28 protein-coding genes and 3 pseudogenes are annotated in these 26,210 nt (G+C 71.4%); 11 read left to right on the plus strand and 20 right to left on the minus strand.

The annotated features are described in order from the left end of the window. Positions 1 to 153: 153 nt before the first annotated feature. Together B9S58_RS32270 and B9S58_RS32275 are read left to right on the plus strand one after the other, a co-directional pair. Positions 154 to 1,239 (plus strand): C40 family peptidase, encoded by a 1,086-nt coding sequence (locus B9S58_RS32270; protein ID WP_103535448.1) that lies wholly within the window; start codon positions 154 to 156, stop codon positions 1,237 to 1,239. 275 nt (positions 1,240 to 1,514) lie between these two features. After that, a complete protein-coding gene (locus B9S58_RS32275; protein WP_103535449.1) occupies positions 1,515 to 2,936 on the plus strand; it encodes a PP2C family protein-serine/threonine phosphatase in 1,422 nt (473 codons plus the stop codon). Here B9S58_RS32275 and B9S58_RS32280 read toward each other — a convergent pair. From B9S58_RS32280 to B9S58_RS32290, 3 genes are all read right to left on the minus strand, one after another. Next, positions 2,918 to 3,262, minus strand: a complete 345-nt coding sequence (locus tag B9S58_RS32280) for a DUF2516 family protein (RefSeq protein ID WP_030590517.1) — start codon at positions 3,260 to 3,262, stop codon at positions 2,918 to 2,920. The two genes, B9S58_RS32275 and B9S58_RS32280, sit on opposite strands and share 19 nt — an antisense overlap. 138 nt (positions 3,263 to 3,400) lie before the next feature. Next, complete coding sequence (locus B9S58_RS32285) at positions 3,401 to 4,066, minus strand: hypothetical protein (RefSeq protein ID WP_103535450.1); 666 nt, start codon at positions 4,064 to 4,066, stop codon at positions 3,401 to 3,403. Positions 4,067 to 4,101: 35 nt separating this feature from the next. Then, positions 4,102 to 4,617 (minus strand): helix-turn-helix domain-containing protein, encoded by a 516-nt coding sequence (locus B9S58_RS32290; RefSeq protein WP_103535451.1) that lies wholly within the window; start codon positions 4,615 to 4,617, stop codon positions 4,102 to 4,104. A gap of 224 nt (positions 4,618 to 4,841) precedes the next feature. Here B9S58_RS32290 and B9S58_RS32295 point away from each other — a divergent pair, with 224 nt between their 5' ends. Further along, on the plus strand, positions 4,842 to 5,639 hold the full coding sequence (locus B9S58_RS32295) for a hypothetical protein (protein WP_103535452.1): 798 nt from the start codon (positions 4,842 to 4,844) through the stop codon (positions 5,637 to 5,639). Between the two features lie 222 nt (positions 5,640 to 5,861). On the opposite strand, the gene B9S58_RS32300 is transcribed toward B9S58_RS32295, so the two are convergent. Next, positions 5,862 to 6,323: a hypothetical protein gene (locus B9S58_RS32300; RefSeq protein WP_103535453.1), complete on the minus strand. Its 462-nt coding sequence runs from the start codon at positions 6,321 to 6,323 to the stop codon at positions 5,862 to 5,864. Positions 6,324 to 7,194: 871 nt separating this feature from the next. On the opposite strand from B9S58_RS32300, the pseudogene B9S58_RS32310 reads away from it, so the two are divergent. Continuing rightward, a pseudogene (locus B9S58_RS32310) lies at positions 7,195 to 8,049 on the plus strand (alpha/beta fold hydrolase). A gap of 26 nt (positions 8,050 to 8,075) precedes the next feature. Here the strand turns inward: B9S58_RS32310 and B9S58_RS32315 are convergent. Together B9S58_RS32315 and B9S58_RS32320 are read right to left on the minus strand one after the other, a co-directional pair. Further along, positions 8,076 to 8,990 (minus strand): aldo/keto reductase, encoded by a 915-nt coding sequence (locus tag B9S58_RS32315; protein ID WP_258045165.1) that lies wholly within the window; start codon positions 8,988 to 8,990, stop codon positions 8,076 to 8,078. Continuing rightward, a complete protein-coding gene (locus B9S58_RS32320; protein WP_103535454.1) occupies positions 8,987 to 9,880 on the minus strand; it encodes a reductase in 894 nt (297 codons plus the stop codon). The genes B9S58_RS32315 and B9S58_RS32320 overlap by 4 nt, the downstream gene beginning before the upstream one ends. 138 nt (positions 9,881 to 10,018) lie before the next feature. Between B9S58_RS32320 and B9S58_RS32325 the strand changes: the two genes are divergently transcribed. From B9S58_RS32325 to B9S58_RS32335, 3 genes are all read left to right on the plus strand, one after another. Next, positions 10,019 to 10,954, plus strand: a complete 936-nt coding sequence (locus tag B9S58_RS32325) for a LysR family transcriptional regulator (protein ID WP_103535455.1) — start codon at positions 10,019 to 10,021, stop codon at positions 10,952 to 10,954. A 459-nt stretch (positions 10,955 to 11,413) separates the two neighbouring features. Continuing rightward, positions 11,414 to 12,442, plus strand: coding sequence for a peptidoglycan-binding protein (locus B9S58_RS32330; RefSeq protein WP_181009533.1), 1,029 nt, complete (start codon positions 11,414 to 11,416; stop codon positions 12,440 to 12,442). Positions 12,443 to 12,625: 183 nt separating this feature from the next. After that, complete coding sequence (locus B9S58_RS32335; protein ID WP_103535456.1) at positions 12,626 to 13,312, plus strand: HAD-IA family hydrolase; 687 nt, start codon at positions 12,626 to 12,628, stop codon at positions 13,310 to 13,312. Positions 13,313 to 13,337: 25 nt separating this feature from the next. Here the strand turns inward: B9S58_RS32335 and B9S58_RS32340 are convergent, their stop codons facing one another. Both B9S58_RS32340 and B9S58_RS39700 read right to left on the minus strand, forming a co-directional pair. Next, on the minus strand, positions 13,338 to 14,060 hold the full coding sequence (locus B9S58_RS32340; RefSeq protein WP_103535495.1) for a TetR/AcrR family transcriptional regulator: 723 nt from the start codon (positions 14,058 to 14,060) through the stop codon (positions 13,338 to 13,340). A gap of 35 nt (positions 14,061 to 14,095) precedes the next feature. Continuing rightward, positions 14,096 to 14,206, minus strand: a pseudogene (locus B9S58_RS39700) (TetR/AcrR family transcriptional regulator); the annotation flags it as partial. Between B9S58_RS39700 and B9S58_RS32350 the strand changes: the two are divergent. Both B9S58_RS32350 and B9S58_RS32355 read left to right on the plus strand, forming a co-directional pair. After that, positions 14,207 to 14,422 (plus strand): annotated as a pseudogene (locus B9S58_RS32350) (ABC transporter); the annotation flags it as partial. Then, positions 14,415 to 15,251: an ABC transporter permease gene (locus B9S58_RS32355; protein WP_103535457.1), complete on the plus strand. Its 837-nt coding sequence runs from the start codon at positions 14,415 to 14,417 to the stop codon at positions 15,249 to 15,251. The pseudogene B9S58_RS32350 and the gene B9S58_RS32355, both read left to right, overlap by 8 nt. A 24-nt stretch (positions 15,252 to 15,275) precedes the next feature. Here B9S58_RS32355 and B9S58_RS32360 read toward each other — a convergent pair whose 3' ends face one another. From B9S58_RS32360 to B9S58_RS32370, 3 genes are read right to left on the minus strand one after another with little or no spacing between them, the layout of a single operon-like run. Then, entirely contained in the window at positions 15,276 to 16,526 is a 1,251-nt protein-coding gene (locus B9S58_RS32360; RefSeq protein ID WP_103535458.1) for a GNAT family N-acetyltransferase, read from the minus strand. Between the two features lie 24 nt (positions 16,527 to 16,550). Further along, positions 16,551 to 17,546, minus strand: coding sequence for an asparaginase (locus tag B9S58_RS32365; RefSeq protein ID WP_103535459.1), 996 nt, complete (start codon positions 17,544 to 17,546; stop codon positions 16,551 to 16,553). A gap of 49 nt (positions 17,547 to 17,595) precedes the next feature. Then, the gene (locus B9S58_RS32370; RefSeq protein WP_258045166.1) at positions 17,596 to 18,303 is read right to left on the minus strand and encodes an ABC transporter substrate-binding protein; all 708 of its coding nucleotides are present in this window, start codon (positions 18,301 to 18,303) and stop codon (positions 17,596 to 17,598) included. Between the two features lie 115 nt (positions 18,304 to 18,418). On the opposite strand from B9S58_RS32370, the gene dtd reads away from it, so the two are divergent. Further along, the gene (dtd, locus tag B9S58_RS32375) at positions 18,419 to 18,868 is read left to right on the plus strand and encodes a D-aminoacyl-tRNA deacylase (protein ID WP_103535460.1); all 450 of its coding nucleotides are present in this window, start codon (positions 18,419 to 18,421) and stop codon (positions 18,866 to 18,868) included. A gap of 24 nt (positions 18,869 to 18,892) precedes the next feature. Here dtd and B9S58_RS32380 read toward each other — a convergent pair whose 3' ends face one another. The 6 genes from B9S58_RS32380 to B9S58_RS32410 form a co-directional block, all read right to left on the minus strand. After that, a complete protein-coding gene (locus tag B9S58_RS32380; RefSeq protein WP_103535461.1) occupies positions 18,893 to 19,858 on the minus strand; it encodes a folate-binding protein YgfZ in 966 nt (321 codons plus the stop codon). A 9-nt stretch (positions 19,859 to 19,867) separates the two neighbouring features. Further along, complete coding sequence (locus tag B9S58_RS32385; RefSeq protein WP_103535497.1) at positions 19,868 to 20,392, minus strand: Fur family transcriptional regulator; 525 nt, start codon at positions 20,390 to 20,392, stop codon at positions 19,868 to 19,870. Positions 20,393 to 20,450: 58 nt separating this feature from the next. Next, positions 20,451 to 21,023 carry an FABP family protein gene (locus B9S58_RS32390; RefSeq protein WP_103535462.1) on the minus strand — a complete coding sequence of 191 codons (573 nt, stop codon included), beginning with the start codon at positions 21,021 to 21,023 and terminating at the stop codon, positions 20,451 to 20,453. A 293-nt stretch (positions 21,024 to 21,316) separates the two neighbouring features. Beyond that, entirely contained in the window at positions 21,317 to 22,207 is an 891-nt protein-coding gene (locus B9S58_RS32400; protein WP_103535464.1) for a hypothetical protein, read from the minus strand. Next, positions 22,204 to 23,064 carry a hypothetical protein gene (locus B9S58_RS32405; protein ID WP_103535465.1) on the minus strand — a complete coding sequence of 287 codons (861 nt, stop codon included), beginning with the start codon at positions 23,062 to 23,064 and terminating at the stop codon, positions 22,204 to 22,206. The genes B9S58_RS32400 and B9S58_RS32405 overlap by 4 nt, the downstream gene beginning before the upstream one ends. Beyond that, complete coding sequence (locus B9S58_RS32410; protein ID WP_374935727.1) at positions 23,061 to 23,897, minus strand: hypothetical protein; 837 nt, start codon at positions 23,895 to 23,897, stop codon at positions 23,061 to 23,063. Before B9S58_RS32410 ends, B9S58_RS32405 begins: the two co-directional genes overlap by 4 nt. 174 nt (positions 23,898 to 24,071) lie before the next feature. Here B9S58_RS32410 and B9S58_RS32420 point away from each other — a divergent pair, with 174 nt between their 5' ends. Further along, on the plus strand, positions 24,072 to 24,434 hold the full coding sequence (locus B9S58_RS32420) for a DsrE family protein (protein ID WP_047177393.1): 363 nt from the start codon (positions 24,072 to 24,074) through the stop codon (positions 24,432 to 24,434). 21 nt (positions 24,435 to 24,455) lie between these two features. Here B9S58_RS32420 and B9S58_RS32425 read toward each other — a convergent pair whose 3' ends face one another. The 3 genes from B9S58_RS32425 to B9S58_RS32435 form a co-directional block, all read right to left on the minus strand. Continuing rightward, positions 24,456 to 24,713, minus strand: a complete 258-nt coding sequence (locus B9S58_RS32425) for a DUF3099 domain-containing protein (protein WP_103535499.1) — start codon at positions 24,711 to 24,713, stop codon at positions 24,456 to 24,458. 130 nt (positions 24,714 to 24,843) lie between these two features. Continuing rightward, positions 24,844 to 25,131: a DUF1416 domain-containing protein gene (locus B9S58_RS32430; RefSeq protein ID WP_003968135.1), complete on the minus strand. Its 288-nt coding sequence runs from the start codon at positions 25,129 to 25,131 to the stop codon at positions 24,844 to 24,846. A gap of 82 nt (positions 25,132 to 25,213) precedes the next feature. Further along, complete coding sequence (locus B9S58_RS32435) at positions 25,214 to 26,053, minus strand: sulfurtransferase (protein WP_103535467.1); 840 nt, start codon at positions 26,051 to 26,053, stop codon at positions 25,214 to 25,216. Between the last annotated feature and the right edge of the window lie 157 nt (positions 26,054 to 26,210).

A 26,210-nucleotide genomic window follows, 5' to 3' on the forward strand; every position in this document is an offset into this window, starting at 1 on the left:
TCGCGACGTCACCAGGAAGTTACTGACGGTAAGTCAGATGTGCGATATCCGGCTTCTGTTGTTTTTCTCGCATGTGCTGTATTCGCCGCAGCCGTTGTCTTCGTCGCCTTCGTCCGGAGGCGGGCCCGGAGTAATCGCCCGGAGGGGGAGCTCGTGAACCGACGCCACTGCGCCACTGCCGCCATCACGCTGGTCTGTGCGCTGGCCCTGCTGACGTCCACGGGCCAGGCCATGGCCGCCCCGGTTCCGGACCCGTCGCCCTCCTCGTCCTCCTCCCCCGCCGACTCGCCGCCCCGCTACTCCAACGCGGACCTCGAAAAGGTCCGCGAGCAGATCGAGACGCTGTACCGGAAGGCGGGCGCGGCGACGGACGCGTACAACCTCGCCGAGGAGCAGACGGAGAAGCAGTCCGGCGAGATCGTGAAGCTGGCCAAGGCGATCGTCGACGGCCAGGCGCGCATCGCCGCACTGAAGGACCAGGCCGGGGCCCAGGCCCGCGAGCAGTACCGCAGCGGCGGCCTCCCGCCCGGCGCGCAGCTGGCCCTGAGCAGCGACCCGAAGCTCTTCCTGGACGGGATCAACAAGGTCCGCCAGAGCCAGCATGCCTCCAAGTCGCTCCTGACCGACCTCAACCAGACGCAGGAGGACCTGGAGACGTACACCCAGGACGCCAGCGCCAACTGGGAGAAGCTGGAGACGAACCGGGTCAAGCAGGCCAAGGCCAAGAAGAAGATCAACGCCCAGATCAGGGCGGCGGAGAAGCTTGAGTCGCAGCTGGAGAAGAAAGAGCGCGACCGGCTCCGCCAGCTGGAGCGGGACGCCGCGGACAAGGCGCAGACGGCCTGGCTCTCCTCCGGCTCGGTCAAGGACGTCAGCGGCGAGGCGAGCGAGGGCGGAGCGGCGGCAGTGGCCTTCGCGACGGCCCAGATCGGCAAGCCGTACGTCTGGGGAGCCGAGGGCCCCGGGTCGTACGACTGCTCCGGTCTGACGTCACAGGCCTGGCTGGCGGCGAAGCGGCCGATCCCGCGCACCTCGCAGGAGCAGTGGCGGCTGCTGCCGCGTATCGACATCCAGGACATGCGCCCCGGCGACCTGATCATCTACCACGCCGACGCCAGCCATGTCGGGATGTACGTCGGCGACGGCTCGATCGTCCACGCCCCGCGCCCCGGCCGCGACGTCACGCTGGCGGGCGCGGGCTCGATGAAGATCCTCGGCGTGGTCCGCCCGGACAAGTAGAACCGGAAACGCGCAGCCCCCCGGCCCGAGCCGCGCGAGCAGGGCCACGCCGCCGTTCGCGGGCGCGTGATGTTTGTCATGGGCGCTTCCCCGCCCGTACGGCGGCCCATCACGTCGGATCCGTGTCGGGACGCGGCTTATGACGCCGCGTACGACAGGGGACGGTCCCTGTGCGCCATTCCGTTCCCCCACCGCGGACCGCTATCGTCCCCGACTGGCGGATCGTCGATCGTCGAACCGCCGCACCCTCGGGGGGAGGGAAGGAACCCGAACCGATGCCCGTACCCGTACCGCAGCAGCGATCCGTTCCCGCTGCGGAGACTTCGCACGGCGACCTCACCCTGCTGGTGATCGAGGACGACCCGGCGGGCACCACCATCACCGTCCCCGAGCTCTCGGCAGCGGCCGGGACCCGGGTCCGTATCCGTACCGCCCGCAACCTCACCGAGGCCGCGCGGCTGCTCACCGACGACGTCGACTGCATTCTGCTGGACCTCGCGGTGCCGGTCACCGGGACCGGTCCCGGTCCCGGTACGCCCACCGCCGACGCCGGGACGCCCGACAGCGGAACGTGTGGCAGCGGGCCCCGGCCCGAGCCCGTCTCCGGGCGGGCAGACGAGCTGGCGGCCCTCACCCACGTACTCCGCATCGCTCCGCTGCACGCGGTCCTCGCGCTGACCGCGCAGGACGACACGGAGCTGGCGGCCGAGGCGGTACGCGTCGGGGCGCAGGACTACCTCTTCCGGGGCGAGCTGGACGCGCGTGTCCTGAGCCGCGCCATCCGGTACGCCGTGGAGCGCAAGCGTGCCGACATCGCCCAGCAGCAGCTGACCGAGTCCCGGCTGCGCGCCCAGGAGAACGCCCGCCTGGAGCGCGGCCTGCTCCCCACCCCGCTGCTGGACGGCTCCGGCCTGAGCTTCGCCGCCCGCTACCGCCCCGGCCGCAGCCGCGCCCTCCTCGGCGGCGACTTCTACGACGTCGTCCGCACCCCGGACGGCACGGTGCACGCGATGATCGGCGACGTCTGCGGACACGGCCCGGACGAGGCGGCGCTCGGCGTCGAGCTGCGGATCGCCTGGCGGGCGCTGACCCTGGCCGGGCTGTGCGGGGACGAGCTGCTCTCCACGCTCCAGCAGGTGCTGGAGCACGAACGGCAGAGCGAGGAGATCTTCGCGACGCTCTGCACCGTCGACATCGCGCCCGACGGGCGACGGGCCGGACTCTGCCTGGCCGGACACCCCGCGCCGCTGCTCGCCCGCCACGGACGGCCGGCCCGGCTGCTCCCGTACGAGGACGGCGGCCCGGCCCTGGGGCTGCTGCCGCGGGCCCGCTGGCCGCGCCGTCAGGTCGAGCTGGGCGGCACGTGGAGCCTGATGATGTACACGGACGGGCTCATCGAGGGGCGCGTGGGAACCGGCGGCAGCGAGCGGCTCGGCCAGGACGGCATGGTCGCGATGGTCAACAGCCGGCTGGAGCAGGGCCTGGCGGGCGAGGAGCTGCTGGAGGCGGCGGTCGCCGAGGTGCGGGAACTGAACGGCGGCGAGCTGACCGACGATGTGGCGGTCCTGCTGCTGGGCCGCGATCCGGAGCGGATACGACGATGGGGCGGCAGCGCACCGCGCTCCCACCCCGCGTCCGTCGACCGGCCACCGTCCCCGCCCGCGAGAGCGGTGAGGGCTCAGCGCCCGCCGTTGTAGGGACCGTACGGGCCGTCGCTGCTGGAGCCGCCCCTGCGACCGCCACCGCCGCCGCCACCCGAGACCTCCTTGAGCGCGGGGCGCACGTCGACCATGAACACGATCGACGCGACGACGCCCGCGAGCTGCAGGAAGAGCATCGGGATCAGCAGGTTCACGGCGACGGCGACGCCGAGGATCACCAGCCAGAAGGACTTCTTCTTCTTGTCGGCGGCACGGTAGGCGTCCTCACGGGCGGTCGCCGCGAAGACGAACGCGACCACGGCCAGCACCAGCATCGCCAGATAGAGCAGCTGGAGAATCGTGCCGAATCCTGAGAGCAACATGCTGTGTACCGCCTAGTGAGTGGATGAGCGCCCTTCGGCCGAGAGGGCCAAGGTACCGGGACAACGAGCCGGCCACCCGTAAAGGTGCCCGCCCCGCGCCCCGGTCACGCGTACCGTGCCCCGGAAGGACCCGTGGGATCACTTGCCGTCGGCCGGCGGGGTCTTCCTGGCCGCGGGCTTACGCGGCGCTGGCGTCTTCTTGGCGGGCGCGGACTTGGCCTCGGCGGACTTCACCCGGGCGGCGGGCCCGGCCTCGGTGGGCGCGGTCTTCGTCGCGGCGGACGCGGCCTTCGTCCCGGTGGGCGCGGCCTTGACCTCGGTGGGCGCGGCCTTGGCCTCGGCCTTCGGCTCCGCCTCGATGACGGTGGCGATCTCGACGATCTCCTCCGCCGTCTCGCCGCGCCAGGTCCGTACGGTCTGCTCGCCGTGCTCGGCGACCTTCTCGTACGCCTCCCGGGCCTTGATCGCGTACTCGGCGGCCACGCCCACGCTGCGGAGCGCCAGGTCCTGCGCGTTCTCGCCCAGCTTCCTCAGGTCGGCGGCGTCGAACGAACCGAACACCTCGGTGACCTTCGCCTGCACGGTGGCCTGGGCCTCCTTGGCCTGCGTGGTCACCTTCTCCTGCACGGCCTTGGGGTCGGTGTTGCGCACGGCGTCGATCCGCTCGGGCGCCTCGGCCCGCAACTGCTCGATCAGCGCCGGGACCCTGCGCGCCTGCTGCACGGCGAGGTCGGCCGTGCCAGCGGCGAAGTAGAGGGGGGTGGGGTCGGTGAGAGTCTTGCGCAGGTCATCGGTGACGGCCATGACTGTGGTCCTCCCGGATCATCAGAACCAGCTGTTCAGCTGTGAGGGTCTTGGTCTTCGGTGGCGTCCGCACCGGCGTCGTCGCCGTTACGGGGCCCGGCATCGCCGCCCGCGTCGGCGGCGGCGTCCGCTTTGATACCCACATCCGCTTCCACGTCCGCTTTCACGTCCGCATCCGCATCCGCGTTCGCGTCGGAACCGGGGACGAATCCGTTCTCGCGGCGAAAGGAGTCGTAGATCTGCAGCAGCACGTTCTTCTGCCGCTCGTTGATCGACGGATCGGCCAGAATGACCGCCCGTGTCTCCAGCTCCTCCCGCTCCCGCTCGTCGAGGATCCCCGCACGCACGTACAGAGTCTCGGCCGAAATCCGCAGCGCCTTGGCGACCTGCTGGAGCACGTCCGCGCTGGGCTTGCGCAGACCGCGCTCGATCTGGCTGAGATACGGGTTCGACACCCCGGTCGCATCGGCGAGCTGCCGCAGCGAGAGCTGCGCTGCACGGCGCTGCTCCCGCAGGTACTCACCGAGATTGCCGACGTTGAGTGATGCCATGACTCGATACTGCGACACCCTTGCTAACTTTTGCAAGCACACGCTTGCAAAAGTGTCGCGCGCCACTGCTGGACGGTGGTGTGACTTCCAGCGACAGACGTCACCTTCCAGCGATTGTTGTCACCGGTGGGCGTTTGCCGAATCAGCACCAACTGTGACCGCTGCTCGGCTTCGAGGTTCGTCGGTCGCAAGCCGTGTCAGACCTGAGTGCGACACTGCGACCCATGTCTCTTGCTGATCTCAGTCTTGACCAGTGGCGGTCCTTCGAGCTGCCTGCCGCACGTCGCATCGCCCAACAGGCGGCGCACCAGGTGGATGGCCACGTGACCGTCGTGGAGACCATTGAGCATCTCGGTGCTCCGCTGCACCGAGTTCGGATCGAGCGGGATGGGCAGGAGTTCGCCCTGATACCCGGCGGCGCAGTGACACTCGGATTCGATCTCAACACCTGGCAGCCGACGCCTGAACAGGCCGCCGACTATGCAGAGAGCCTGGATCAGGGCTTTGGCTATGGCCCCGATCTGCGAGCCCACCTTGCACAGGTGCTCAGCCTCCGCCGGAGCGTCATCTTGGCCACTGTGCTCATGGCCGTGGAGGACGAGAATCTGACCGAACCGCCTGCCGACATGCCGGCCGTCCTTGCGGCTCGTGGCCTGCGGATGCCGAGCTCCGACGAGTGGGAGCACGCCTGCGGAGCCGGCACGGGCACTCTGTTCCGGTGGGGCAATGACTGCCCCCTCGACCGCATCCCCTACGGGGACCGCACCGGCCCGCATCAGCAGCTGAGCGGCTTCGGCCTGCGAATCGCCTACGACACCTACCGCACGGAGCTGACGAGCGACGTCACTGCGGCCCATGGCGGTGACGGTGGCGAGTCAGTGTGCGGGGGGTACGGCTGCATGTTGGCGTGGCTGCCCCTGGCTACTGCCAACCGCAACCCCTTCATGGCTGAGTTCGTGTACGGCCCGGACGGTGAAGACCTCTGCGAGGACTTCTCCACTCGGCCTGTACTCACGCTCTGAATCCTCTGGGGCTACCGAGCACTGTGTGCTCAGTTGCAAGAGCCCGCCGATTGAGGGACTGTTCGATTGGCAGACCCGCGCAGCGCCACTCGCGGTCGCGTGCTGGCGGATTCCCTCGATCGTGATGGGAGTCCTGTGCGTGAGGAGGAACCTCAGCGGCGGGGAGTTCCTCGGAGAGTTGCGCATTCCGTCGCCCGCGGTCTTCATGAGCCCTTGGACTTCCTACAGGTGTGCATGGACCGGGGCGAGCGCGATCAAGGCGCCGCTGTCGGTCCCCTTCAAGATCCGGTGGGCGATGGCCGTCGCTGCGACGTAGGCCCTGGCGTCGGCGGATGGACTGGCCAGCGCGTGGAAGTGGTGGGCCTTCCCCCCTCCCCCGTTCCGGCGGCTCCTGCGCTCTTCTCTGTCCAAGGCATCTTGCTCAAGAATTTCGGCGTGTTCGTCGCTGAGAGCGAGGTTCCGGGCTGCCGGCCAGGTCAGGGTGATCAGGCTGGCGACGGTGTGCAGGTCGATGAAGTACTGATTGGTGCAGCCGACGCTGTTGGCGAATTCGAGGGCGGGTGTGACGTCGGCCTCCAAGGCCCGGTACCCCAGATGCGGCTCCCGCCTCTCGACCAGCCACTGCACCTCGACGAGCACCACGCCCGCGCCAGGCGAGGGATCCAGCACCGCCGCCCCCATCATGAGACGCCTCCTGCCAGCACCACCCGCGACCTGTCCGTCAACGGCTGAGCAAGGTCGAGCCCGAGCCTGCGGTGCCAGAGCAGGTGCAGCAACTACGCCCGTGCCACCGGCCAGTACGTCTGGTTGACCGCCAACTCCCCGAATGTCACGCCTGCTTCAGCCTGGGCAAGCAGACCGGGCTGCACCCCGGGCAGGCCTCGTCGACACCAGTGACTCCAGACCGGGCCTGTGCCGCTGCTCCCGCCGCCGGGTGAATCCCCGCATCGGCCCGCGGCTTGCCACCGGCACCTGCCCCAGGTGCCGGTGCCGGTGGCAAGCCCATGATCTCGTTCCCGGCGTACTTCCACGTCGCCGTCCACCGGTCCGGCCGGCCATCGGAGATGTCCAAGCCACCCCGCCCCGCGTCCAGCTCGACCGGGACCAGCAGGTCCGTCCACGTACAGCGGTGGGACCACAAAGGGCTCCAGGTATCGCCCCTCCCAGGGCAGCCGTACGGCTGCCCTGGGAGGGGCCATCTTCGAAGTTGACGACAACTTGCATGCAAAGAGCGCGGATCACGTCCGGAACGATGCGAGTTCGGCGACAGATGCCGCGCTCAGAGCTTCACGAAAGGCCAGGTCGGGACGGGAAGATGACGACACCTACCGTGCTCGGTATCGGTGGGGCTGAGCACGATGGATGTCGCCCGTTCTCAGCAGATGCGGCGAGTCCCACTTCTCCCTGCGGCGGTGGCCGGCCTTCCTCAGGGTTGAGGCTTCCCCGTTCCACGTCTCACCGCTGATGTCTCCCCGTTTGATGTCTTCCCGTTGATGTTTTCCTGGCCCCTGTTCCTGGATCTTGCTCCGAAGATCGTCCTGTTGGAGGCTGACGCATGCAGAATTTGCCGACGTTCGTCCTTGTCCACGGCGCCTTCGCCAACTCGCTCTCCTTCGCACCGCTACAGGCCGAACTCGGCCTGCTCGGGCACCGTTCGGTCGCGGTCGACCTCCCGGGGCACGGATTCGAGGCGACCTACCCCGCGGCCTACCAAGCTCCCCAGGATCTCGACGCCCTCGCCACGGAGCCGGGGAGCATCAAGGGAGTCACCCTCGCGGACAACGCCGCCCGTGTGATCGAGGCCCTCGAACGGGCCAAACGGAACGGACCCGCCGTCCTCGTCGGACACAGCCGGGGCGGGGCCACGGTCACCGCGGTCGGCAACCAGCGGCCCGACCTGGTCGACCGCATCACGTACGTCTCCGCCTGGTGCCCGGTCGACCTGGCCGTCGGCGACTACTAAGCCGAGCCGGAGATGGCCGACGTCGACCCGGCCGCCTTCGCTCCGGCCATGGCCGGGAACCCGGCCGAACTGGGTCTGCTCCGGGTCAACTTCCGTACCGCCGAGCCGTCGGCCCTCGCCGCGTTCCGGCACGCCTTCGCCGCCGACCTGACCGACGACGAGTTCCGGACCTTCCTCAACACCTTCCAGCCCGACGAGAACCTCGACGCCGGTACGACCGCCGACCGGGCACAGGCCGCGACCTGGGGACGGATTCCCAGGACCTACGTGCGCCTGGCCGCCGATGCCAGCCTTCCGCTCGCCGTGCAGGACCGCATGATCCGCGAAGCCGACGCACTCACACCGGACAATCCCTTCGACGTACGGACTCTCGAAGGGAGTCATCTGCACTGGCTCGTCCACCCGAAGCCCGCCGCCGAGCTGCTCGCCGGCCTCACGGTGAGCTGACGCACCCGGCCGGCCGGCCACGCCGGTCAGAGGTGGAGGCCCGCCACCTCCGCCGCCGACAGCGTGAGCCCGGCCGCCGCGGCCGAGTCGCGGACGGAGGCCGGCCGGCGGGCGCCCGGGATCGGGATCAGGACCGGCGACTGGGCCAGCTGCCAGGCGAGGCAGATCTGCTGCGGGCTGACGCCTCGCGAACGGGCCAGGGCGTGGAACGGCGTGTCCGGTGCGGGTTCGGCGGTTCCCTGGGCGTCGACCGCGCTGCGCGAGATCCCGCCGAGCGGGCTCCACGGCAGGAAGGCCAGGCCGAGTCCGGTGCACAGGTCGAGGGTGTCCCGGTTGGACGGGTGCGCCGGGGAGAAGCGGTTCTGCACCGAGACCAGGCGGGGCCCGAGTATCTCGTACGCCGTACGGATCTGCTCACGGCCGACGTTGGAGAGGCCGACCGCCCGGATTGTGCCGGCGTCGGCCAGGTCCCGCAGTGCGCCGACCGACTCGGCGAAGGGGACGGCCGGGTCCGGCTTGTGCAGCTGGTAGAGGCCGATGGCCTCCACGCCGAGCCGGACCGCCGATGCCTCGGCCGCACGGCGCAGGTGGCGCGGGTCGCCGTTCACCGTCCACGACCCGTCGCCGGGCCGGCCGCGGCCGGCCTTGGTCGCCACCAGCACCTCCGCCGAGCCACTCCCGTAGGCGGCCAGCGCCCGGGCGATCAGCCGTTCGTTGTGGCCGAGTTCGCCGGGGTGCCACTGATAGCAGTCGGCGGTGTCGATCAGCCGTACGCCGGCGTCGAGTGCGGCATGGATCGTGGCGACCGCCTGCTCCTCGTGCGGGCGCCCTTCGACGGAGAGCGGCATAGCGCCGAGGCCGATGGATCCCAGCGCCATGCCGCCGATGGTGCGGACGGCGGTGGGCACGGGTGGAGTGGGCGGAGTGGGCGGAATCGTCATCGCTCTCGGGCCTCCTTGATGACCAGCGGCAGCCAGTCGGCGACCGACGAGAAGCCGAAGCCGAGCCGGGATGCCCGGTCGGTGTCCATGGCGTAGCAGCGGTCGAAGGAGAACGGGGAGAGAAGCGCGCCCGGCCCGTCGGTCAGCCTCGGCTCCACTTCGATCGCCGCGCCGATCGCCGTACACAACTCCCGTGCGTCTAGAGTTCCGCGGGAGGCCGCGTTGACGGGTCCGGTGAAGTCCGCCGCCGCGGCCCATGCCAGGAAGCGGGCGACCTCCGGCTCGTGGACGAATGACGCGGGCTGCGGTGCGGGGTGGACCACCACCGGCAGGCCCTGCTCGATCCGTTCCACGTAGTGCGCGAGCCGCCCGGTGAAGTCGGCGCCGCCGAGGACGTGCGCCGTACGGACCACAGCGACGTCGAACGGCGCCTCCCGCGTGAGCAGTGCCTCCGCCTGGCGCTTGCCCTCGCCGTAGTGGTCCTCCAGGAACCGTCCTTTCGCCCACGGCAGTTCCAGGTCGAACGACCCGGCCGACGGGTCGACCGCCTCCTCCGGGACGGCCGGTCCGCCCGGCCGGCCGAGTTCGGCGTAGACCTCGACCGTGGAGGTCAGCACATAGCGCCGGGTGCGGCCGGCGAAGACCCGGGCGGCGACGGCCGCCTGGAGCGGCGTGTAGCAGACCTGGTCGATCACGACGTCGAAGCGCCGGCCCCCGAGCGCCGCACGCAACGCGGCCTCGTCGTCGCGGTCGGCGAGCAGATGGGTCACGCCGTGCGGTGCGGGCGCCGACCCCCGGTTCACGACGGTCACCGCCGCCCCCGAGGCCCGCAGTTCCCCGATCAGCCGGCGCCCGAAGTGACGGCTTCCTCCGATCACGCACACGTCCATGCCGCGGCCCCTTTCCCGTACGTCGTCCCGCGTCGCCCTGTGTGGTCCCGCGTCGTCCTGCGCCATCGGTGTTCAGTCTGCTCAGACCCGGTCAACGGCGGTAGTATCGATCAGGGCACCACATCATTAGGAGAACTGTTGATCGATGTTCAGCGGCTGGCCGTCCTGCGCGAGGTCGCCCGTCACGGCAGCTTCAATCGGGCCGCCCTCGCGCTGCACTGCACGCCCTCGGCCGTCTCGCAGCAGATCGCCGCGCTGGAGCGCGGCCTCGGCGCGCCCGCGGTCGAACGTTCCACCCGGGGCGTCACGTTGACAGACGCGGGCCGCCTGCTGGTGGAGGCGGCGGACTCGATCGCCGCCGAACTGTCCGACACCCAGCGGCGCATCGATCGGCTGGCCGCCGAGCGGATCGCGCTCACCGTCGCCACCTTCGCCAGCGGCGGCCGCAGGCTGCTGCCCACCGCGCTCTCCGGGTTCGTCGTCGATCACCCCGAGGTGGAGCTGACGATCCTGGAGGCAGAACCGGAGGAGAGCCTTCCCTACGTCCGCGAGGGGCGGGCCGATGTCGCCCTCGCCTACCACTTCGACGGCCCGCCGCCCGCCCGGCCCGGCGACCGGTCCGGCCTGGACTGGACGGCCCTCGGAGTGGACCCGCTGCGGGTCGTCCTGCCGCGCGGTCACCCTGCCGCGGCGCGCTACCTGGACCGCCCGGATCCGCCGCATCTGGCCGAACTCGCCGAACAGCGCTGGATCCTGGGCTGCCGGAAGTCGGCCGACCAGCTCGCCGGCCACGCCGAACTGGTCGGCGTCGAACTGCGGATCTCGTGCACGGCGACGGATTACGACTTCGCCCAGTCGCTCGTCCGCGCCGGCGTCGGCATCGCGTTGATTCCCGAGATCGGCCTGACCCGGGACCCGGAGCTGGTCGACTTCCCGCTGGCCGAGCCGAGCCCGCGCCGCCATCTGGGCCTGGCCCTCTCCCGCCGCCGTCGCGGCACCGGCGGCCGCCTGGCCGAGAAGCTGGCGTCCCGAATCCTCGGCCGGGCACAGGGGCCGGCCGGACTCGCACGGTAGGGCGGGGCGCGTCCGCGCCGTACGAGGCGACGCCAGAACTCGCCTCGGGCCCCTTCAACACGACCCAGCAGATCGGCACGGCCCTCGGCGTGGCCGTCCTGTCGACCCTGGCCGCCGGCCGGACCGAGGCGCTCGACGCCGCCGGACTCTCCTCGGCCGAGGCGCTGACCGGGGCTACCGGTCGGCGTTCACCGTCGACGCGGGGCTTCTCGTCACAGCCTCCGTCGTCGCGGCCCTGCTACTCCGGCCGGGGCGCACCAGCGGGACGTCCACGCGCACAACGCCGGTAACCGGAGCGTGCTTTGGGCCCCGCCGTGGGCCCGTGGGCCCCTGACAGGACGGCCGGACGGACCTACTGTCTATGCGGGTAGATCCTCGTATCCCGCTCGGCCCACTCAGCCCGCTCATCCCACTCAGCCCGCTCATCCCGCGCGCTCGACCCGCTTCGAGGGAGACATCATGTGCCGATCCTGTGCAACCACCACCGCGCCAGCCGACACGCCCGTGGCCGCGGAGGGCCCGATCCAGGGACTGTCCCGTCGGGGGCTGCTGGCCGGCCTGGGCCTGGGCGTGCTCGCCGTGAACCTGTCGGCCGGAGCCTCCACGGCCGCGGCGTCAACAGCAGCTGAAGCTGAAACGAAAACAGCGACGACAGCGGCAGCGGCAGCGGCCAAGAACGGGGCATGGGCCAATCCCGCCCGCGGGCGGTTCCCGGCCGGCGGCCACTACGGCGCGCCCAGAGGCGGCGCGTCCCACGCCGGTCAGGACGTCAGCAACTCCACGGGTACCGCGGTCTACGCCGCGGCCGCGGGCACGGTCGTACGCCGGTCGTGGGGAGGAGGGCTGCCGGGCCGGACCGGCAACGCCCTGGTGATCGCGCACGGCAACAACCAGTACACCTATTACGGGCACCTCAACGCCTACCGGGTCACGCTCAACGCCAGGGTCTCGGCCGGGCAGCGCATCGCCGACATGGGCGCCACCGGCAATGTGACCGGCCCGCACCTGCACTTCGAGACCCACTCGGGACGCCTCGGCGCCACGGTGAACCCCGTCGGCTTCCTGGCCGCCCGGGGTGTGGACCTGGCCGGCGGCTGGTCGAGGATCGACCCTGGCGCGAGCGGCGCCACGGTCGTCGTGATCCAGCACCTGATGAACCGGCGCGGCCACGGGCTGGTCGCCGACGGGCAGTACGGTTCCGTATCGGTCGAGGCGGTCAAGCGGTTCCAGCGCTCCAAGGGGCTGGCGGCCGACGGCCAGGTCGGCCCGGCCACCTGGCCGGTGCTCGTCCACACCCTGCGGCAGGGTGCCGGCGGGTCCCACGTCCGAGCCCTGCAGACCGCGCTGAACAGGCGCAGCGCCCGGCTGACGGTCGACGGCGGATTCGGTTCCGTCACCACCAATGCCGTACGCGCCTACCAGAGCGTCAACCGCCTGGTGGTCGACGGCGTGGCGGGCCCGGTGACCTGGCGGGCGCTGACCGGCTGACCGTCTCCGAGTGTGGGACGCACGGTGCCGCGTGACACCCCGCGGGCCGCCCGAAAGGGGTGGCTGTGGTCGACCATGAACGGTCCGGCGGCCGTTCATGGTCGACCACGCATCGCATCACCGCACCACCACACCACTGCAACGCCACAGCGCCGCCCCTAGAGCCGCCGTAGGAGACCAGCCATGAGCACGCGATACGCCCCTGCCCCGGGCGACGACCGCACCCCCGCACCGGCCCCCGCCGGCCGCGCCTTCGACGCCGTGCTCTGCGACCTCGACAACGTCGTCCGCTTCTACGACACCGCCCCGCTCGCCGCCCTGGAACGGGCCGCCGGGCTGCCGGAGGGCACCACGACGGAGGTCGCCTACGCGCCCGAGATCGATCTCCCGCTGCTCCTGGGCCGGATCACCCCGGACGCCTGGGTGGAGTCCATAGCCGCGGGGCTCACGGAGCGGGTGGGCGTGGTCCGGGCCCGCGAACTGGGCCGGGCCCTCGCGGACGCGCCGTTCCGGGCCGACGAGGAGGTGGTGTCCCTGCTGCGCCGGGCGAGGACTCACGTCCCCCTGGTGCTCGTCACCAACGCGACCCTCCAACTGGACGCCGACCTGGCCCTGCTGGACCTGAGCGACCTGGCCGACGCGGTCGTGAGCAGTGCACTGGAGCAGCTGGCCAAGCCCGACCTGGCCATCTACCGCATCGCGGCCGACCGGGCGGGCGTACCGCCAGCCCGGTGCCTGTTCGTGGACGACCGGCAGGAGAACGTCGACGCGGCCGCCGCCCTCGGCATGACCGGCGTTGTCTACCGCGAACCGGCCGACTTGCGGAAGGCGTTGGGGCCGTGCGCGGAGTACGCCGGGGCGCGCCGGTGACGGGCGCCGCCCCCCATAATCCCCCTCAGCGACGCGGCTGAGGCTCCAGCCCCGCCCGCAGCTGGGCGAACGCCTGTTCGGCCGCCTGCACCGCGCCCGGGTAGACCCGGTCCGCGCTCTCCCCCGCGTCGATCCGCCGCCAGTTGTCCAGGGCCAGGATGCGCAGGACGGCGATGATCTGCCCGGCCGCGAGCCGTTCGGGCGGGCCGCCGCCGAGGGCGCGGGCGAGGGCCGTCTCGGAGCGGCCCTGGTAGGCGTACATGCGGGCCACCAACGACGGCGTTCCGTACAACAGACGCAGGAACGCCAGCACTTCGGGCGCGTCGCACAGGCCGGTCACCGGGTCGCGGCGGTCGAGGCCGTCGAGGAAGTGGCGGCGCAGGGCGTCCAGCGGGCTGTCGGCGGGAGGACGTCCGGCGACCACCCGGGCGGGCTCGTCCTCGTGGTCGGCGAACCGGTGCAGCACCAGGTCCTCCTTGGCGGGGAAGTACCGGAACAGCGTCGGCTTGGAGATGTCCGCCGCGGCCGCCACCTCCGCCACGGACACCTTGTCGAAGCCGCGCTCCAGGAACATCGCGATGGCCGCCTCGGAGACCGCCTGGTAGGTCAGCTGCTTCTTGCGCTCCCGCAGACCGCCCGGCGCCGGGGCCCGGGGGCGCTGCCGTGCGTGACCGGCGGTCTGCCCGTCATCGCCGTTCCCGGGGTCATTCTCGGTCGTGCTCCCGGCCTTCTCTCCGCTCATGACCATGAAGCGTACGCCCTTGACCTCAAGCGGACTTGACGTCATCCCCCGGAGTGGGAGCCGTCGGCCGTCTTCCGGATCAGCACCTCCACCCCGTCCAGCAGCACGCCCAGGCCGAAGGTGAACTCGTACTCCGGGTCGTCCGGCCCGCTCTCGCCGGCCGGGCCGTCCACCACTCCCCCGGGACCCTGACGCTCGGCCTCCCCACCGACGGCTCGGCGTCCCAGGTGCGTGCCCTGCTCGACGAGATCGACCCGACCGGCCGGGAGATCGACCGCTTCAGCCTGCACAGCGCGACCCTCGACGACGTCTTCCTGGACCTGACCTCGAAGACGCCCACGACCCCGGAGGCATCCGCCCATGTCTGACACCGCCGTTCGGCACAGGACCCCGGCCCGGCAGACCGGCGGGGCCGCGAAGCGCCCGGGCTCCGGGCCCGGTCCGCTCACCCACACCACGGTCATGGCCGTCCGGGCCCTGCGCATCAGCAGCCGCAACACCGACGCGCTGATCACGTCCCTGGCCCTGCCGATCATGCTGATGCTGATCTTCGTCTACTTCTTCGGCGGCGCGATCGACACCGGGACGGACTACGACTCGTACGTCATGTACGTCGTCCCGGGCGTGCTGCTCCTGTCCGCCGGGTTCGGCGCCGCGACCACCGCCACCGCCGTCAGCGAGGACATGAAGGGCGGCATCATCGACCGCTTCCGCTCCCTGGACGTGGGCGGTACGCCGGTGCTCGCCGGACATGTGGCGGCCAGCACCGTCCGCAATCTCTGCGCCACCGCCCTGGTCTTCGGCGTCGCGCTGCTGATCGGTTTCCGCCCCGCCGCCACCTGGAGCGGCTGGCTCCTGGTGGCTGTCGTGCTGGTGGCCTACATCGTGGCCCTGTCCTGGATCTCGGCGGCGATCGGCCTGCTGGCCCGGACTCCGGAGGCGGCGAGCGGCTTCACGTTCTTCATGTCGTTCCTGCCCTACCCGAGCAGCGCGTTCGTCCCGACCGAGAAGATGCCGGACTGGCTGCACGGCTTCACCGACCACCAGCCGATCACCCCGGCCATCGAGTCCCTGCGCGGGCTGCTGCTCGGCCAGGAGGTGGGCAACACCCCCTGGACCGCGCTCGCCTGGGCCGCCGGGCTGCTCGCCGTGGCGATCGCCACCTCGGGGACGCTGTTCCGGATCCGGACACGCTGACCCGAACCCACCGGCGGGCGGGACTCAGAACACGTCCGGGCACCAGGGCCGCCGCCCCGTACGGAACACGGCATCCGCCGTCGTCGCCGCGCCCGCCTGCGACTCCTCGGCCCGGCCCAGGTCCACCAGCCGCCGCACGGACTCGTCGCCCAGGTACAGCGTGGACAACTCCGCCACGCCCAGAGTCAGATCGGCGCTCCGGGTGGTCGGGGTGCAGCGCGCGCCGGAGGGCGAGGCGTCCAGCAGGAAGCGGCCGCCGGCCAGGCACGCTTCGTCCCGGACGTCCAGGACGAGCGACGCCTCGGTGCCGTAGCTCCGGGCCTCCAGGGCGCGCGGCACGTCCAGCATCCGCAGCCACAGCCAGTCCATGTTCGTGACCGGCCGGGCCGCGCGCGGGTCGGGGAGCAGCAGCGGGAGCAGGTCATCGGGGGCCCGGTTGCCGGAGCGGACGGTGGTGATCCAGTCGATCGAGCAGACGTAGTGCCACAGGGCCCGCTCGGCCGCCGGGTTCAGCGCGATCATGTCCCGTACGGAGGCGGTGTTCAGTGGCTGCCCCCCGTCGCCCCACTTGCCGTCCGCGCCGTACACCATCAGGCCGTCGACCTTGCCGTCGGCGGCACGGTGCACCACGTAGAAGGGCTCGGTCCACTTCTCGTGGTCCGGGCGGGGCGCGGCCCCCGTGCGCTGCCGCCACCAGCGCTCGCCGCGGTTGACGACGCCGGGCTGCCGGGCCGCCAGCGCTCCATGCACCTCGGGGCCGATCTTGCGGACGTCGGCACCGTCCACCATCTCGACGCGGCCGCCGCCCGCCGGCTGCCCGGAGCGGCGCGGGTCGAGGCCCGCCCGGTGCACGGAGACCTCCCACTCGGCGTTCCAGGCGGCGGGGCCGAAGCCGTACCGCCCGTAGATCGGATACTCGGCGGCGATCAGCGAGGCGACCGGCTCGCCGCGCTCCTTGGCCGCCGCCAGGTCCGTCGCCATCATCCGGCTGAGCAGTCCGCGCCGGCGGTGTGTGGCCGTCACCGTCACCCCGCTGATCGCGTCGGCCCGCACGGTGGCCCCGCCGACCACGGTCAGCTCCTGGGCGAACGAGCGGAACGTCGCCACGCAGCGCCCGGCCTCGAAGGCGCCCTGCACACGGGAGAGATCGGCGTCGGCGAAACGGTCCGCGACGAGCTCCTCGCTCGGGGTGCCGGCCTCGAAGAAACCGGTCCCCACCGCCCTCATCCAGTCGGCGGTCTCGGACGCGGTGACGGTGCGGACATCAAGGCTCATTCCTCCACGCTACGCACGCACGCCTCAGAATGTCGCGCGAATTTCCCCGACCTCCGCCGCCCCGCCGAGCAGCGGCGAGCGTCCGACCCGGGCGACCACCGGGGCGTCCACGCCCAGCGTCTCCAGGGCGCGGGCCAGCACCGGGCCGAGCGCCCGGACCGCCCCGTCGTCGATCTTGAAGGCGAGGGCCCGGCCGTCGGCCAGGGCCACCGCTTGGACCGCCTCGGCACCCATCTTGGAGAGCGTCCCCGGTACCTCGCGCATCAGCCAGGTGTCCGGACGCCGGGTGCCCGCGACGTACTCCGGGTGGGCGCGCATGGCGTCCGCGACCCGGCGCTCGGCGCTCCCGGGCTCCGCCAGCACGAAGGACCGGAAGGCGCGGGCCAGGCCCGTCAGCCCGATCGCCATCAGCGGGGCCCCGCAGCCGTCCGTGCCGAGCGCCGCGACGGGCTCGCCCGCCGCCTCGGCGACGACCTGGCCCACGAGCTGCTGGAGCGGGTGGGCGGGGTCGAGGTAGGTCGCGGTGTCCCAGCCGTTGCGGACGCAGACGGCGAGCATGGCCGCGTGCTTGCCGGAGCAGTTCATCGTGATCCGCTCGCGTACGTTCCCGGCGGCGAGGTAGGCCTCCGCCTCCACCGCGTCCAGCGGCAGGTCCGGCGGGGTCTGGAGGTCGGCGGTGCTCAGTCCGTGCTCGGCGAGCATCTTCCGCACGAGGCCGAGGTGGAAGGGCTCCCCGGAGTGGCTCGCGGCGGCCAGTGCCAGCCGTTCGCCCGAGAGGTCGAGGCCGGCCCGGAGGATCGCGGCGGCCTGCATCGGCTTGTTGGAGGACCGGGGGAAGACCGGCGCCGCCGGATCGCCGATCGCCCGCTGCACGCTGCCGTCGGCGGCCAGCAGGACCAGCGATCCCCGGTGGTGTCCCTCCGTGAACCCGGAACGCACGACCTCGGCCAGGACGGGCGGGGCGGGGGCCGGGGCGGAGGATGCGGGGGATATGGCGGACGGGGCGTCGATGGACGTCATGGTGGCCTTCCGGGGACGGGGTGCGGGACCCGCGCCCGGAAGGATCGCTTCAGGCGAGCAGGTCGTCCACTTGTGCTTCCCCGTCACGGTACCTGCGGGCGATCTCCGCGCTGCAATCGTCGGCGGTGCGCTGGAGCTCGTGACGGCGACGTGAGACCTGCTGTTCGTAGCGGACGAGCCGCCCCATCGCCGTGTGCAGTTCCTCGTCCGTCCGGGCGTCCAGATCGGACAGTTCGACCTCGGCGAGGGTCTCGGCGGCGAGCTGCCGGAACTCGTCGCCGCGCGGTGTCCTCAGCGTGACGTGCCGGGCGGAGGAGCGGTGCCGGGACGGGGTGTCGGCCAGGATCTCCGAGAGCCGGTCGACCACCGCCGCGTCCTCCACGGGCCCCGCCTCCGGATCCCGGCGGCGGGCCAGTTCGGCTCGGAGGATGTCGATCCGTCCCTGCACCAGCCGGCGTACGTAGCCGATATCGGCCTCGTCGCGCTGGGCGTCCCGGCGCAGCGTCCGCAGCTCCGGCAGCCGCAGCCCGCCGAAGCCCGCGTCCCCGCCGGCCTGCTCGGGCACGGTGGCGGGCCCGGGCACGGGGCCGGACACGGGGCCGGACACGGGGCCGGACACGGGACCCTGAGCTGGCGGCGGCAGGGGTACGGGACTCTCCCCTGGCAGACTGCGCTGTACGGGTGACCGCAGGATGCTGGTGCGGTGACGTGCGCCCGGTACGGCACCGGGAGATTGTCCGGCTCCATATGTACTCATGCTGTTCCGTCCCCTCGACCGGTGCGTCGGCACACCGACATCGTGCATCGTGCCACTCCGCACCGTGCCGATGCAGGTGCTCTGTACCCGTTCAGCCCAAGATAGGTTGGTCTGTATGCGTGCAGTGGTACAGAGAGTGGACGGCGCGACCGTCTCCGTCGCCGGTGCGACGGACGACCCCTCGACCCCCGGGATCGTCGGGGAGATCGTCGGTGAGGGCCTGTGTGTGCTGGTGGGGGTCACCCATGACGACACCCCGGAGAAGGCGGCGCAGCTTGCCCGCAAGCTCTGGTCGGTGCGCATCCTGGAGGGCGAGAAGTCCTGTTCGGATGTGAATGCGCCCCTCCTGGTGATTTCTCAGTTCACTCTCTACGGGGACGCCCGCAAGGGTCGGCGGCCCACCTGGAACGCCGCGGCGCCGGGCGAGGTCGCCGAGCCGCTGGTGGACGAGGTCGTGGCGCGGCTGCGGGCGCTGGGGGCGCAGGTGGAGACGGGCCGGTTCGGAGCGGACATGCGGGTCTCGCTCACGAATCACGGCCCGTTCACAGTGATCATCGAGGTGTAGCCGTACGCGGACGGGGGCGGCCCGCTACGGCTCGACGACCGTCTCCTGGGCGGCCGCCGTGTCCCCGGCGAGCAACTCCGCGTCGACGGCCACGTTCCGCTTGACCAGGGCCAGGGCGATCGGACCCAGCTCGTGGTGGCGGGCCGAGGTGGTGATGAAGCCGAGCTGGCGGCCCTCCTGGCCGTCGGCGGCCAGCCGCACCGGCGTCCCGTGTCCGGGCAGATGCACCTCGCTGCCGTCAAGGTGCAGGAAGACGAGCCGGCGCGGCGGCTTCCCCAGGTTGTGGACGCGGGCCACGGTCTCCTGACCCCGGTAGCAGCCCTTCTGGAGGTGGACGGCGCTGCCGATCCAGCCCAGCTCGTGCGGGATGGTGCGGTGGTCGGTCTCGAAGCCGACGCGCGGCCGGTGCCCCTCGACGCGCAGCGCCTCGTACGCCAGGATCCCGGCGACGGGGCCGCCCGCGGCGGCGAACGCCTCCAGGTCCGGGCGCGGCAGGAACAGGTCCCGGCCCTGCGGGGTCTCCCGTACGGCCACTCCGTCCGGGACCTCCGCGATGGAGCCGGCGGGGAGGTGGACGACCGCGATGTCCCCGGTGCGGTCGGCGACCTCGACCCGGTAGAAGAACTTCATCGACTCCAGGTAGGCGATCAGGTCGTCCTGGGTGTCCGGTTCGACGTGCATCCACACCGTCGTACCGTCGTCCACCAGGTACATCGCGTGCTCGATGTGCCCGTTGGCGGTGAGGATGAGCGCCTCGGTGGCCTGGTGCGGGGCGAGGTCGCTGACGTGTTGGGTGAGCAGCAGGTGCAGCCAGGCCAGCCGGTCGCCGCCGGTGACGGTGACGACGCCCCGGTGGGAGAGGTCGACGAAGCCGTTGCCGTCGGCGAGGGCGCGTTGCTCGCGGAACAGGTCGCCGTAATGCGCGGCGACACCTTCGTCGCGGCCTTCGGCAGGAACGGCGCCGGGCAGGGACAGCAGGGGGCTCTTCATGCGCCCAGCCTACGACTTGGCGGACGCGTCCTTCGCTGGCGTGTTCGTACCGGAGCCGACGGCGCCGCCCCCGGTCCCGTCGGCGGCCCCGTCCACAGCCGCCTTCGCAGCAGCTTCCGTGGCTGTGCAGCCCGCGCACCGGCCGAAGATCGCGAAGTGCTTCATGTCCGTCTCGAAGCCGAAATCGGCGCGCAGCTTCGCGGTGAACTCGGTGACGACGGACAGATCCGCCTCGATGACGTCCGCACAGTCCCGGCAGACGAGATGGATGTGGTGGTGCCGGTCGGCCAGGTGGTACGACGGGGCGCCGTGCCCCAGATGGGCGTGGCTGACCAGACCGAGCTCCTCCAAGAGCTCCAGGGTCCGGTACACCGTGGAGATGTTCACGCCGGACGCGGTCCTGCGCACCTCGCACAGGATGTCGTCCGGCGTCCCGTGCTCCAGGGCGTCGACCGCCTCAAGGACGAGCTGACGCTGGGGCGTCAGCCGGTAACCGCGCTGCCGAAGATCGGTCTTCCAGTCGGTGCTCACCACAGGCCCAGTGTAGAGCGGGGTGAGCACCTGCCAGCAGTGCTCGTCCGGGACGGGCTCCTTACTTGAAGAACGCGATGCCGTCGTCCGGCATGTCATCGAGGTTCCGCGCCATCTCGGCGACCTCTTCCGGGGTGACGACCTTCTTCAGGTGTGCCGACATGTACGGGCGCAGCTTGACCTCGGGCGTGGCCTTCTCGCCGACCCACATGAGGTCGCTCTTGACGTACCCGTAGAGCCGCTTGCCGCCGCTGTACGGGCCGGAGGCCGCCGTGCGGGCCACCGCGTCGGTGACCAGGTCGATCTGCGGCTTCTGGTCGGCCAGCTCGCCGTACCAGATCTCGATGACGCCCTGGTCGCGGGCCATGACGACCTCGACCTTGCGGTCCTTGTCGATGCGCCAGTAGCCGGTCTCCGTCTCCAGCGGCCGGACCTGCTTGCCCTCCTCGTCCAGGACCCAGGTGCGGGAGACGTACTCCAGGAAGTCACGGCCGTCGTGGCTGAAGGTGACTTCCTGGCCGAAGTTGCACTTCTCGGCGCCGGGGAAGTCGGACACGCCCGCGCCCGCCCAGTTGCCGAGGAGGAAGGCCAGCGGGACGAGGTCCGGGTGGAGGTCGGACGGAATCTCGATCATGAACGGCTCAGACGATCTGTGAGGGAGGGGCGGAACGGTCCGGTGCGGACCGGGTGCGGGCCGGGTACGACGAGGGTCAGCGCTGGCCCTGGTACAGCTTCTTCACGGTGAGCGCGGCGAAGGCGGTGACGCCCACGCAGACCAGGATCAGCAGGGCGGAGAAGAATGCCTCAAGCACAGGGGGCTCCTCGTGACGAGCGGGTGGCGGCAGTAGCAGGGCCGGGCCCCCAGCCTAATGGGTGGGGGCCCGGCCCTCTCGTCCAGGTGTCGGCCGCGGGCCGCTGCCGCGGGTCTCAGACGAGCAGCTGGTGCTGCAGGATCAGCGTCTGATGGAAGGGGATGCGGGCCGTCTCCCGCTTCCCGGCGCGCTCGTGCACGACGAGGGCGATCGTGTCCCCCGCCAGGGTGTACGCCTGCCGGACGTGCTCGGCTCCGAAGGGCGCCTGCTCGGCGAAGACGTACGAGGAGAGGTTCTCGATGTTGTTGTCCGAGCCCCAGCCGTCGTCGAACTCCATGGTGTCCGTACGGTCCAGCGGCGTACCGGCCGAAGCACCCACGTTCAGGTCGTCGAGCACGCGGCTCGCGAACGCCGTCGAGTTGAACCGCACCAGGTAGATCCGGGACGTCGTGCCGTCCGGCATGGTCCAGCCGCGGGCCGCGATGTGACGCGGAGCGGCGTCCTTCAGGAGCTGGGACACCGACTTCCGGTCCTGCGGCCGGTAGGCGTCGAGATACGTCTCCGTGGAGATCCAGCCGCCGGTCAGCTTCTTGTCCGGCACCGCTCCGGCAGGGGCTGGCAGCAGCAGGTCGCGCAGGTCGGCGTGGTGGATCTCGGCCGGGTTGCCGGCCGAGAACGGCCGGGGCGAACCGGCCGGGAGCGGGGGCAGCGTCAGCTCCGGGTAGTCCCAGCGGCCGTCGCCCTCGGTGGCGAGCCCGGGGACGTCGGTCCGCTCCAGGGAGGCGATCCCGAAGGCGGTACCGGTGCCCAGCACCCCGAACGCCAGCGCGGCGGCCGTCCACCGCGCCACGGCGCGCAGGACCCGCCGGGGCGGCTTCGGCGACGCGTCGGCCGCACCGGGCGGCACGGGCGGGGCCGCGGGCGTGGTGTCGGACGTGGCCTCGGGCGCGGCCTCGGGCATGGCAGGAGTCGCCACCGCCTCGGGGTTCGCCGTCTGCTCGCTCATATGTACTCCCCCGGGGACACGATGTGGTCGAGCTGGTCCTTCACCAGGTCCCCGACGTCGGACGGGCTGAACGGCTTGCTGCCGCTCGCGTTCACGGCGACCGAGGTCTCTCCGTCGTACGCGATGCAGATGACGCCGTCGAGGGTTTCCTTGTCGCCCTTGGGCAGCCGGTAGCAGGAAACCTTCTTGTGGCCGTCGACCGACGGCCCCTTGCGGAACGCGTCGATGCCGTCCAGCAGCTTCTTGCGGGTCAGATAGGTCTCGCGGACCGCTCGCTTGTCCTGCATCTTCACGATCTGGACGTTCACGACGAGGTCATGGGCGTCCGAGACGTACGAGCGCTGCGCGATGCCCCGGACCCGGAGCTTCTCGACGGACTTGTTCAGCGCGCGGCGGTCCTTCCCGGCCAGGCCGCGCCCCATCTCCTTCATCGCGGCGGTGGCCTTGGCGCCGCTCGTCTCGCTGTCGTTGCCGAGCTCGCCGATGTCCGGGCCGAGCCGGTAGCCCTCGGGCACCGGGAGCAGGAGCTTGGTCAGCTCGCTGTCGTGGCGGCCCCGGGACGGCTCGCCCGCCGGATCCTTGCCTGCGGGGGCGCGGTCCTCGTCCCAGACGGTCGTCGTGACCGTCCGGTCGGCGGTGTCCACGGTGTTCTTCGTGTAGGCGGCCGCGCCGCCCACCGCCCCGAGCACCAGGACGACGGGCAGCACGGTCAGCACCACCCGGCGCCCTCGGCCGGGGGCGGGCGGGGGTACGGGCGCGGCGTCGGGCTCAGTCGCGGGCACGGGCGCGGCGTCCGGCGCGGGCGACCCGTTCGGCTCGGTCGGCTCGGTCACGGGGCGCGTCTCGTCGTCGTTCACAGCCGCTCCAGCTGTCGCTCGGCCAGTGTCCGGATGTCCTTCTTGCTGATCGGGACGGTGTCGTGGATGTTGATGTCGAGCGCGATGTCGCCGCGCACCGCCAGGGCCCTGGCATGGTAGGCGGGCAGATAGCCGGCCTTCCGCTCGACCTTGTACAGGAAATAGCGGCCTTCGCGGCTTCCCTCGATCGGATCGCCCGGGTTGCCCGCGCCTTCTTTGTCCGGCATGTAGAACATCTGGTCGGCGAAGTGGTCGGACGCGCCGAGCACGTCGCTCGACCGGAACTGGATCAGATGGACGACCGTCTCGCGGTACTGCCCCTGCTGCCAGGCGGCCGACGCCACCCGTCGCAGCCCGAGCCCGGCCAGCGACTCGAACATGTAGTGCGGGTCCTCGTAGAAGCCCTCGGCATACTGGCCGATCGGCTCCCAGCCGTCCTCGATGCCCAGTTTGCCGGTGAGCTTCTTCGCGCCCTTGGGCCGGTCGACGAGCAGCTTGCGCAGGTCGCCGTCCGTCCTGACCTGCCGGTCCTGGGCCGCGGGCAGCGGAGCCGGGGTCTGATCGGCGGCCGCCGGCTTCGCCGGGTAGCCGAGGCCGGGCTGCGACAGGGCGGCCAGCGGCGTCGGCGCCCGCTCCGCCTGGACGCCGTAGCCGACGGCGGCCCCGCCCGAGATTCCGAGCAGCGCCGCCGCCGTGATGATCAGCGTCGTACGACCGCGCGGCCGGCGGCGTACGGGCGCACCGGACGCGGCGGGCGGGACGAGCGGTTCGGCCGGTGGGGCCGGTGGGGCTGGTGGGGCTGGTGGGGCTGGTGGGGCTGGTGGGGCCGACACGGGTGCGGGCCCCATCGGCGTGGTCGCGGACCCTTCCGGCGCGGCAGGAGTGGTGTCGTTCTGTTCCAAAAGGGGTCCCCCCAGAGACCTGAAGCGCGGGTTCCTTTACCTGCGCGTACTAGTGACCCCCAGGCCGGCAAGGAGGTTGCGCCCCGGACGATTACAGTTCGGCATATGCCGAAGAAGCTTGTGATCAAGGTGACCGCCGGACCCGAGGCCGCCGAGCGCTGCTCCCAGGCCTTCACCGTGGCGGCCGTGGGCGTCGCCAGCGGTGTCGAGGTCTCGCTCTGGCTGACCGGGGAGTCCTCGTGGTTCGCGCTGCCGGGCCGGGCCGCCGAGTTCGAACTGCCGCACGCCGCCCCGCTGCCCGACCTGCTGGACTCGATCCTGGCGGGCGGCCGGATCACTCTGTGCACCCAGTGCGCGGCCCGGCGCGACATCACCGAGAAGGACGTGCTGGAGGGCGTACGCATCGCGGGGGCGCAGGTATTCGTGCAGGAGGCCATGGCGGACGGCGCCCAGGCGCTCGTCTACTGACCCGGCCGGGGCCCCGCCGCTTCAGTGGTGCTTCTTGCCGTCCAGCTCGTCCCACCACGCGTCGGACTTCGGGTCGCCGGAGGGGTCGTCCCACCAACGGTCCTCCGGGCCACGCCGGTTGGCGATCATCGCGGCGATCGGCGGGATCACCATGGCGACCACGCACATGCCGACGGCGACCGGCATGGACCACAGGCGCACCAAGGTCCAGGCGGACACGAACAGCGCGACGCATCCGCCCATCATGAGGAAGTAGTTCCGCCTGCGTCGGGCGTACATGCTTCCAGCGTAGGCCTCCGGGCCGCCGGACGGCACGAAGGGCCGCACCTCGCGTCAGGTGGCGTCCAACCGTTCCTGGGGTGCGGCCCTCCGGCCGTTCTGTGTGCCGTGGAAAACGGCGTGCCGTGGGTCAGACGGCGATGGCGACCTCGGAGAGTCCGCCGGTCTGCGCGACGACCGTACGGTCGGCGCTGCCGCCCGGGACCAGGGCGCGGAGCGTCCAGGTGCCCTCGGCCGCGTAGAACCGGAACTGTCCGGTCGCCGAGGTCGGGACCTCGGCGGTGAACTCGCCGGTCGAGTCCAGGAGCCGTACGTAACCGGTGACGGGCTCGCCGTCGCGGGTCACGCTGCCCTGGATGGTGGTCTCACCGGGCTTGATCGTCGAAGCGTCGGGGCCACCGGCCTGTGCTCCACACATGGTTCTGTCCTTCTGGTCGGGTCGGTCGGGTCGGTCGGATCGGCCATGTCGGCCATGTCGGCCAGGACTCTGCCGGGTGGCGCTACTTGTTGGCGCCGAGCTCGATCGGCACGCCGACGAGGGAGCCGTACTCGGTCCAGGAACCGTCGTAGTTCTTGACGTTCTCCTGGCCGAGCAGCTCGTGGAGCACGAACCAGGTGAGCGCGGAGCGCTCACCGATGCGGCAGTAGGCGATGGTGTCCTTCGCCAGGTCGACCTGCTCGGCCTCGTAGAGGGCCTTGAGCTCGTCGTCCGACTTGAAGGTGCCGTCGTCGTTGGCGTTCTTCGACCACGGGATGTTCCGGGCGCTCGGCACGTGGCCGGGGCGCTGCGACTGCTCCTGCGGGAGGTGGGCCGGGGCGAGCAGCTTGCCGCTGAACTCGTCGGGCGAGCGCACGTCGACCAGGTTCTGGCTGCCGATGGCCTTGACGACGTCGTCGCGGTAGGCGCGGATCGACTCGTCCTGCGGCTTGGCCGTGTACTGGGTGGCCGGGCGTGCCGGGACGACGTCGGTCAGGTCGCGGGAGTCGAGCTCCCACTTCTTGCGGCCGCCGTCGAGGAGCTTCACGTTCTCGTGGCCGTACAGCTTGAAGTACCAGTAGGCGTACGAGGCGAACCAGTTGTTGTTGCCGCCGTAGAGGACGACCAGCGTGTCGTTGCCGATGCCCTTCTCGCCGAGCAGCTTCTCGAAGCCGGCCTGATCGACGAAGTCACGGCGGACCGGGTCCTGGAGGTCCTTGGTCCAGTCGATCCGGATCGCGTTCGTGATGTGGTTCTTCTCGTACGCCGAGGTGTCCTCGTCCACCTCGACGATGGCGACCTGCGGGTCGTCGATGTGGGCCTCGACCCAGTCGGCGTCTACCAGGACGTCACTACGGCTCATGTTGTTCTCCTCCGGGGCAGTCTGCGGCGGTGTGGTGCGAGATGCGGAGTTGCTGGGTGCGGGTGTACGCGCGGAGGCACGGAACGCGGCGCGTACGGGGCACGGCACCGGCCCTGACGACGGTCGAAGGGCCGGGAAGAAAACGGGACGGGCGCGA

This window comes from Streptomyces sp. SM11 (genome assembly GCF_002910905.1).
Lineage (GTDB): Bacteria > Actinomycetota > Actinomycetes > Streptomycetales > Streptomycetaceae > Streptomyces.

Coding starts and splice junctions, on each gene's coding strand:
- B9S58_RS32275 (WP_103535449.1), top strand. CDS start 1,515: ATGCCCGTACCCGTACCGCAGCAGCGATCCGTTCCCGCTGCGGAGACT.
- B9S58_RS32280 (WP_030590517.1), bottom strand. CDS start 3,262: ATGTTGCTCTCAGGATTCGGCACGATTCTCCAGCTGCTCTATCTGGCG.
- B9S58_RS32285 (WP_103535450.1), bottom strand. CDS start 4,066: ATGGCCGTCACCGATGACCTGCGCAAGACTCTCACCGACCCCACCCCC.
- B9S58_RS32290 (WP_103535451.1), bottom strand. CDS start 4,617: ATGGCATCACTCAACGTCGGCAATCTCGGTGAGTACCTGCGGGAGCAG.
- B9S58_RS32295 (WP_103535452.1), top strand. CDS start 4,842: ATGTCTCTTGCTGATCTCAGTCTTGACCAGTGGCGGTCCTTCGAGCTG.
- B9S58_RS32300 (WP_103535453.1), bottom strand. CDS start 6,323: ATGATGGGGGCGGCGGTGCTGGATCCCTCGCCTGGCGCGGGCGTGGTG.
- B9S58_RS32315 (WP_258045165.1), bottom strand. CDS start 8,990: ATGACGATTCCGCCCACTCCGCCCACTCCACCCGTGCCCACCGCCGTC.
- B9S58_RS32320 (WP_103535454.1), bottom strand. CDS start 9,880: ATGGACGTGTGCGTGATCGGAGGAAGCCGTCACTTCGGGCGCCGGCTG.
- B9S58_RS32330 (WP_181009533.1), top strand. CDS start 11,414: ATGTGCCGATCCTGTGCAACCACCACCGCGCCAGCCGACACGCCCGTG.
- B9S58_RS32335 (WP_103535456.1), top strand. CDS start 12,626: ATGAGCACGCGATACGCCCCTGCCCCGGGCGACGACCGCACCCCCGCA.
- B9S58_RS32340 (WP_103535495.1), bottom strand. CDS start 14,060: ATGGTCATGAGCGGAGAGAAGGCCGGGAGCACGACCGAGAATGACCCC.
- B9S58_RS32355 (WP_103535457.1), top strand. CDS start 14,415: ATGTCTGACACCGCCGTTCGGCACAGGACCCCGGCCCGGCAGACCGGC.
- B9S58_RS32360 (WP_103535458.1), bottom strand. CDS start 16,526: ATGAGCCTTGATGTCCGCACCGTCACCGCGTCCGAGACCGCCGACTGG.
- B9S58_RS32365 (WP_103535459.1), bottom strand. CDS start 17,546: ATGACGTCCATCGACGCCCCGTCCGCCATATCCCCCGCATCCTCCGCC.
- B9S58_RS32370 (WP_258045166.1), bottom strand. CDS start 18,303: ATGAGTACATATGGAGCCGGACAATCTCCCGGTGCCGTACCGGGCGCA.
- dtd (WP_103535460.1), top strand. CDS start 18,419: ATGCGTGCAGTGGTACAGAGAGTGGACGGCGCGACCGTCTCCGTCGCC.
- B9S58_RS32380 (WP_103535461.1), bottom strand. CDS start 19,858: ATGAAGAGCCCCCTGCTGTCCCTGCCCGGCGCCGTTCCTGCCGAAGGC.
- B9S58_RS32390 (WP_103535462.1), bottom strand. CDS start 21,023: ATGATCGAGATTCCGTCCGACCTCCACCCGGACCTCGTCCCGCTGGCC.
- B9S58_RS32400 (WP_103535464.1), bottom strand. CDS start 22,207: ATGAGCGAGCAGACGGCGAACCCCGAGGCGGTGGCGACTCCTGCCATG.
- B9S58_RS32420 (WP_047177393.1), top strand. CDS start 24,072: ATGCCGAAGAAGCTTGTGATCAAGGTGACCGCCGGACCCGAGGCCGCC.
- B9S58_RS32425 (WP_103535499.1), bottom strand. CDS start 24,713: ATGTACGCCCGACGCAGGCGGAACTACTTCCTCATGATGGGCGGATGC.
- B9S58_RS32430 (WP_003968135.1), bottom strand. CDS start 25,131: ATGTGTGGAGCACAGGCCGGTGGCCCCGACGCTTCGACGATCAAGCCC.
- B9S58_RS32435 (WP_103535467.1), bottom strand. CDS start 26,053: ATGAGCCGTAGTGACGTCCTGGTAGACGCCGACTGGGTCGAGGCCCAC.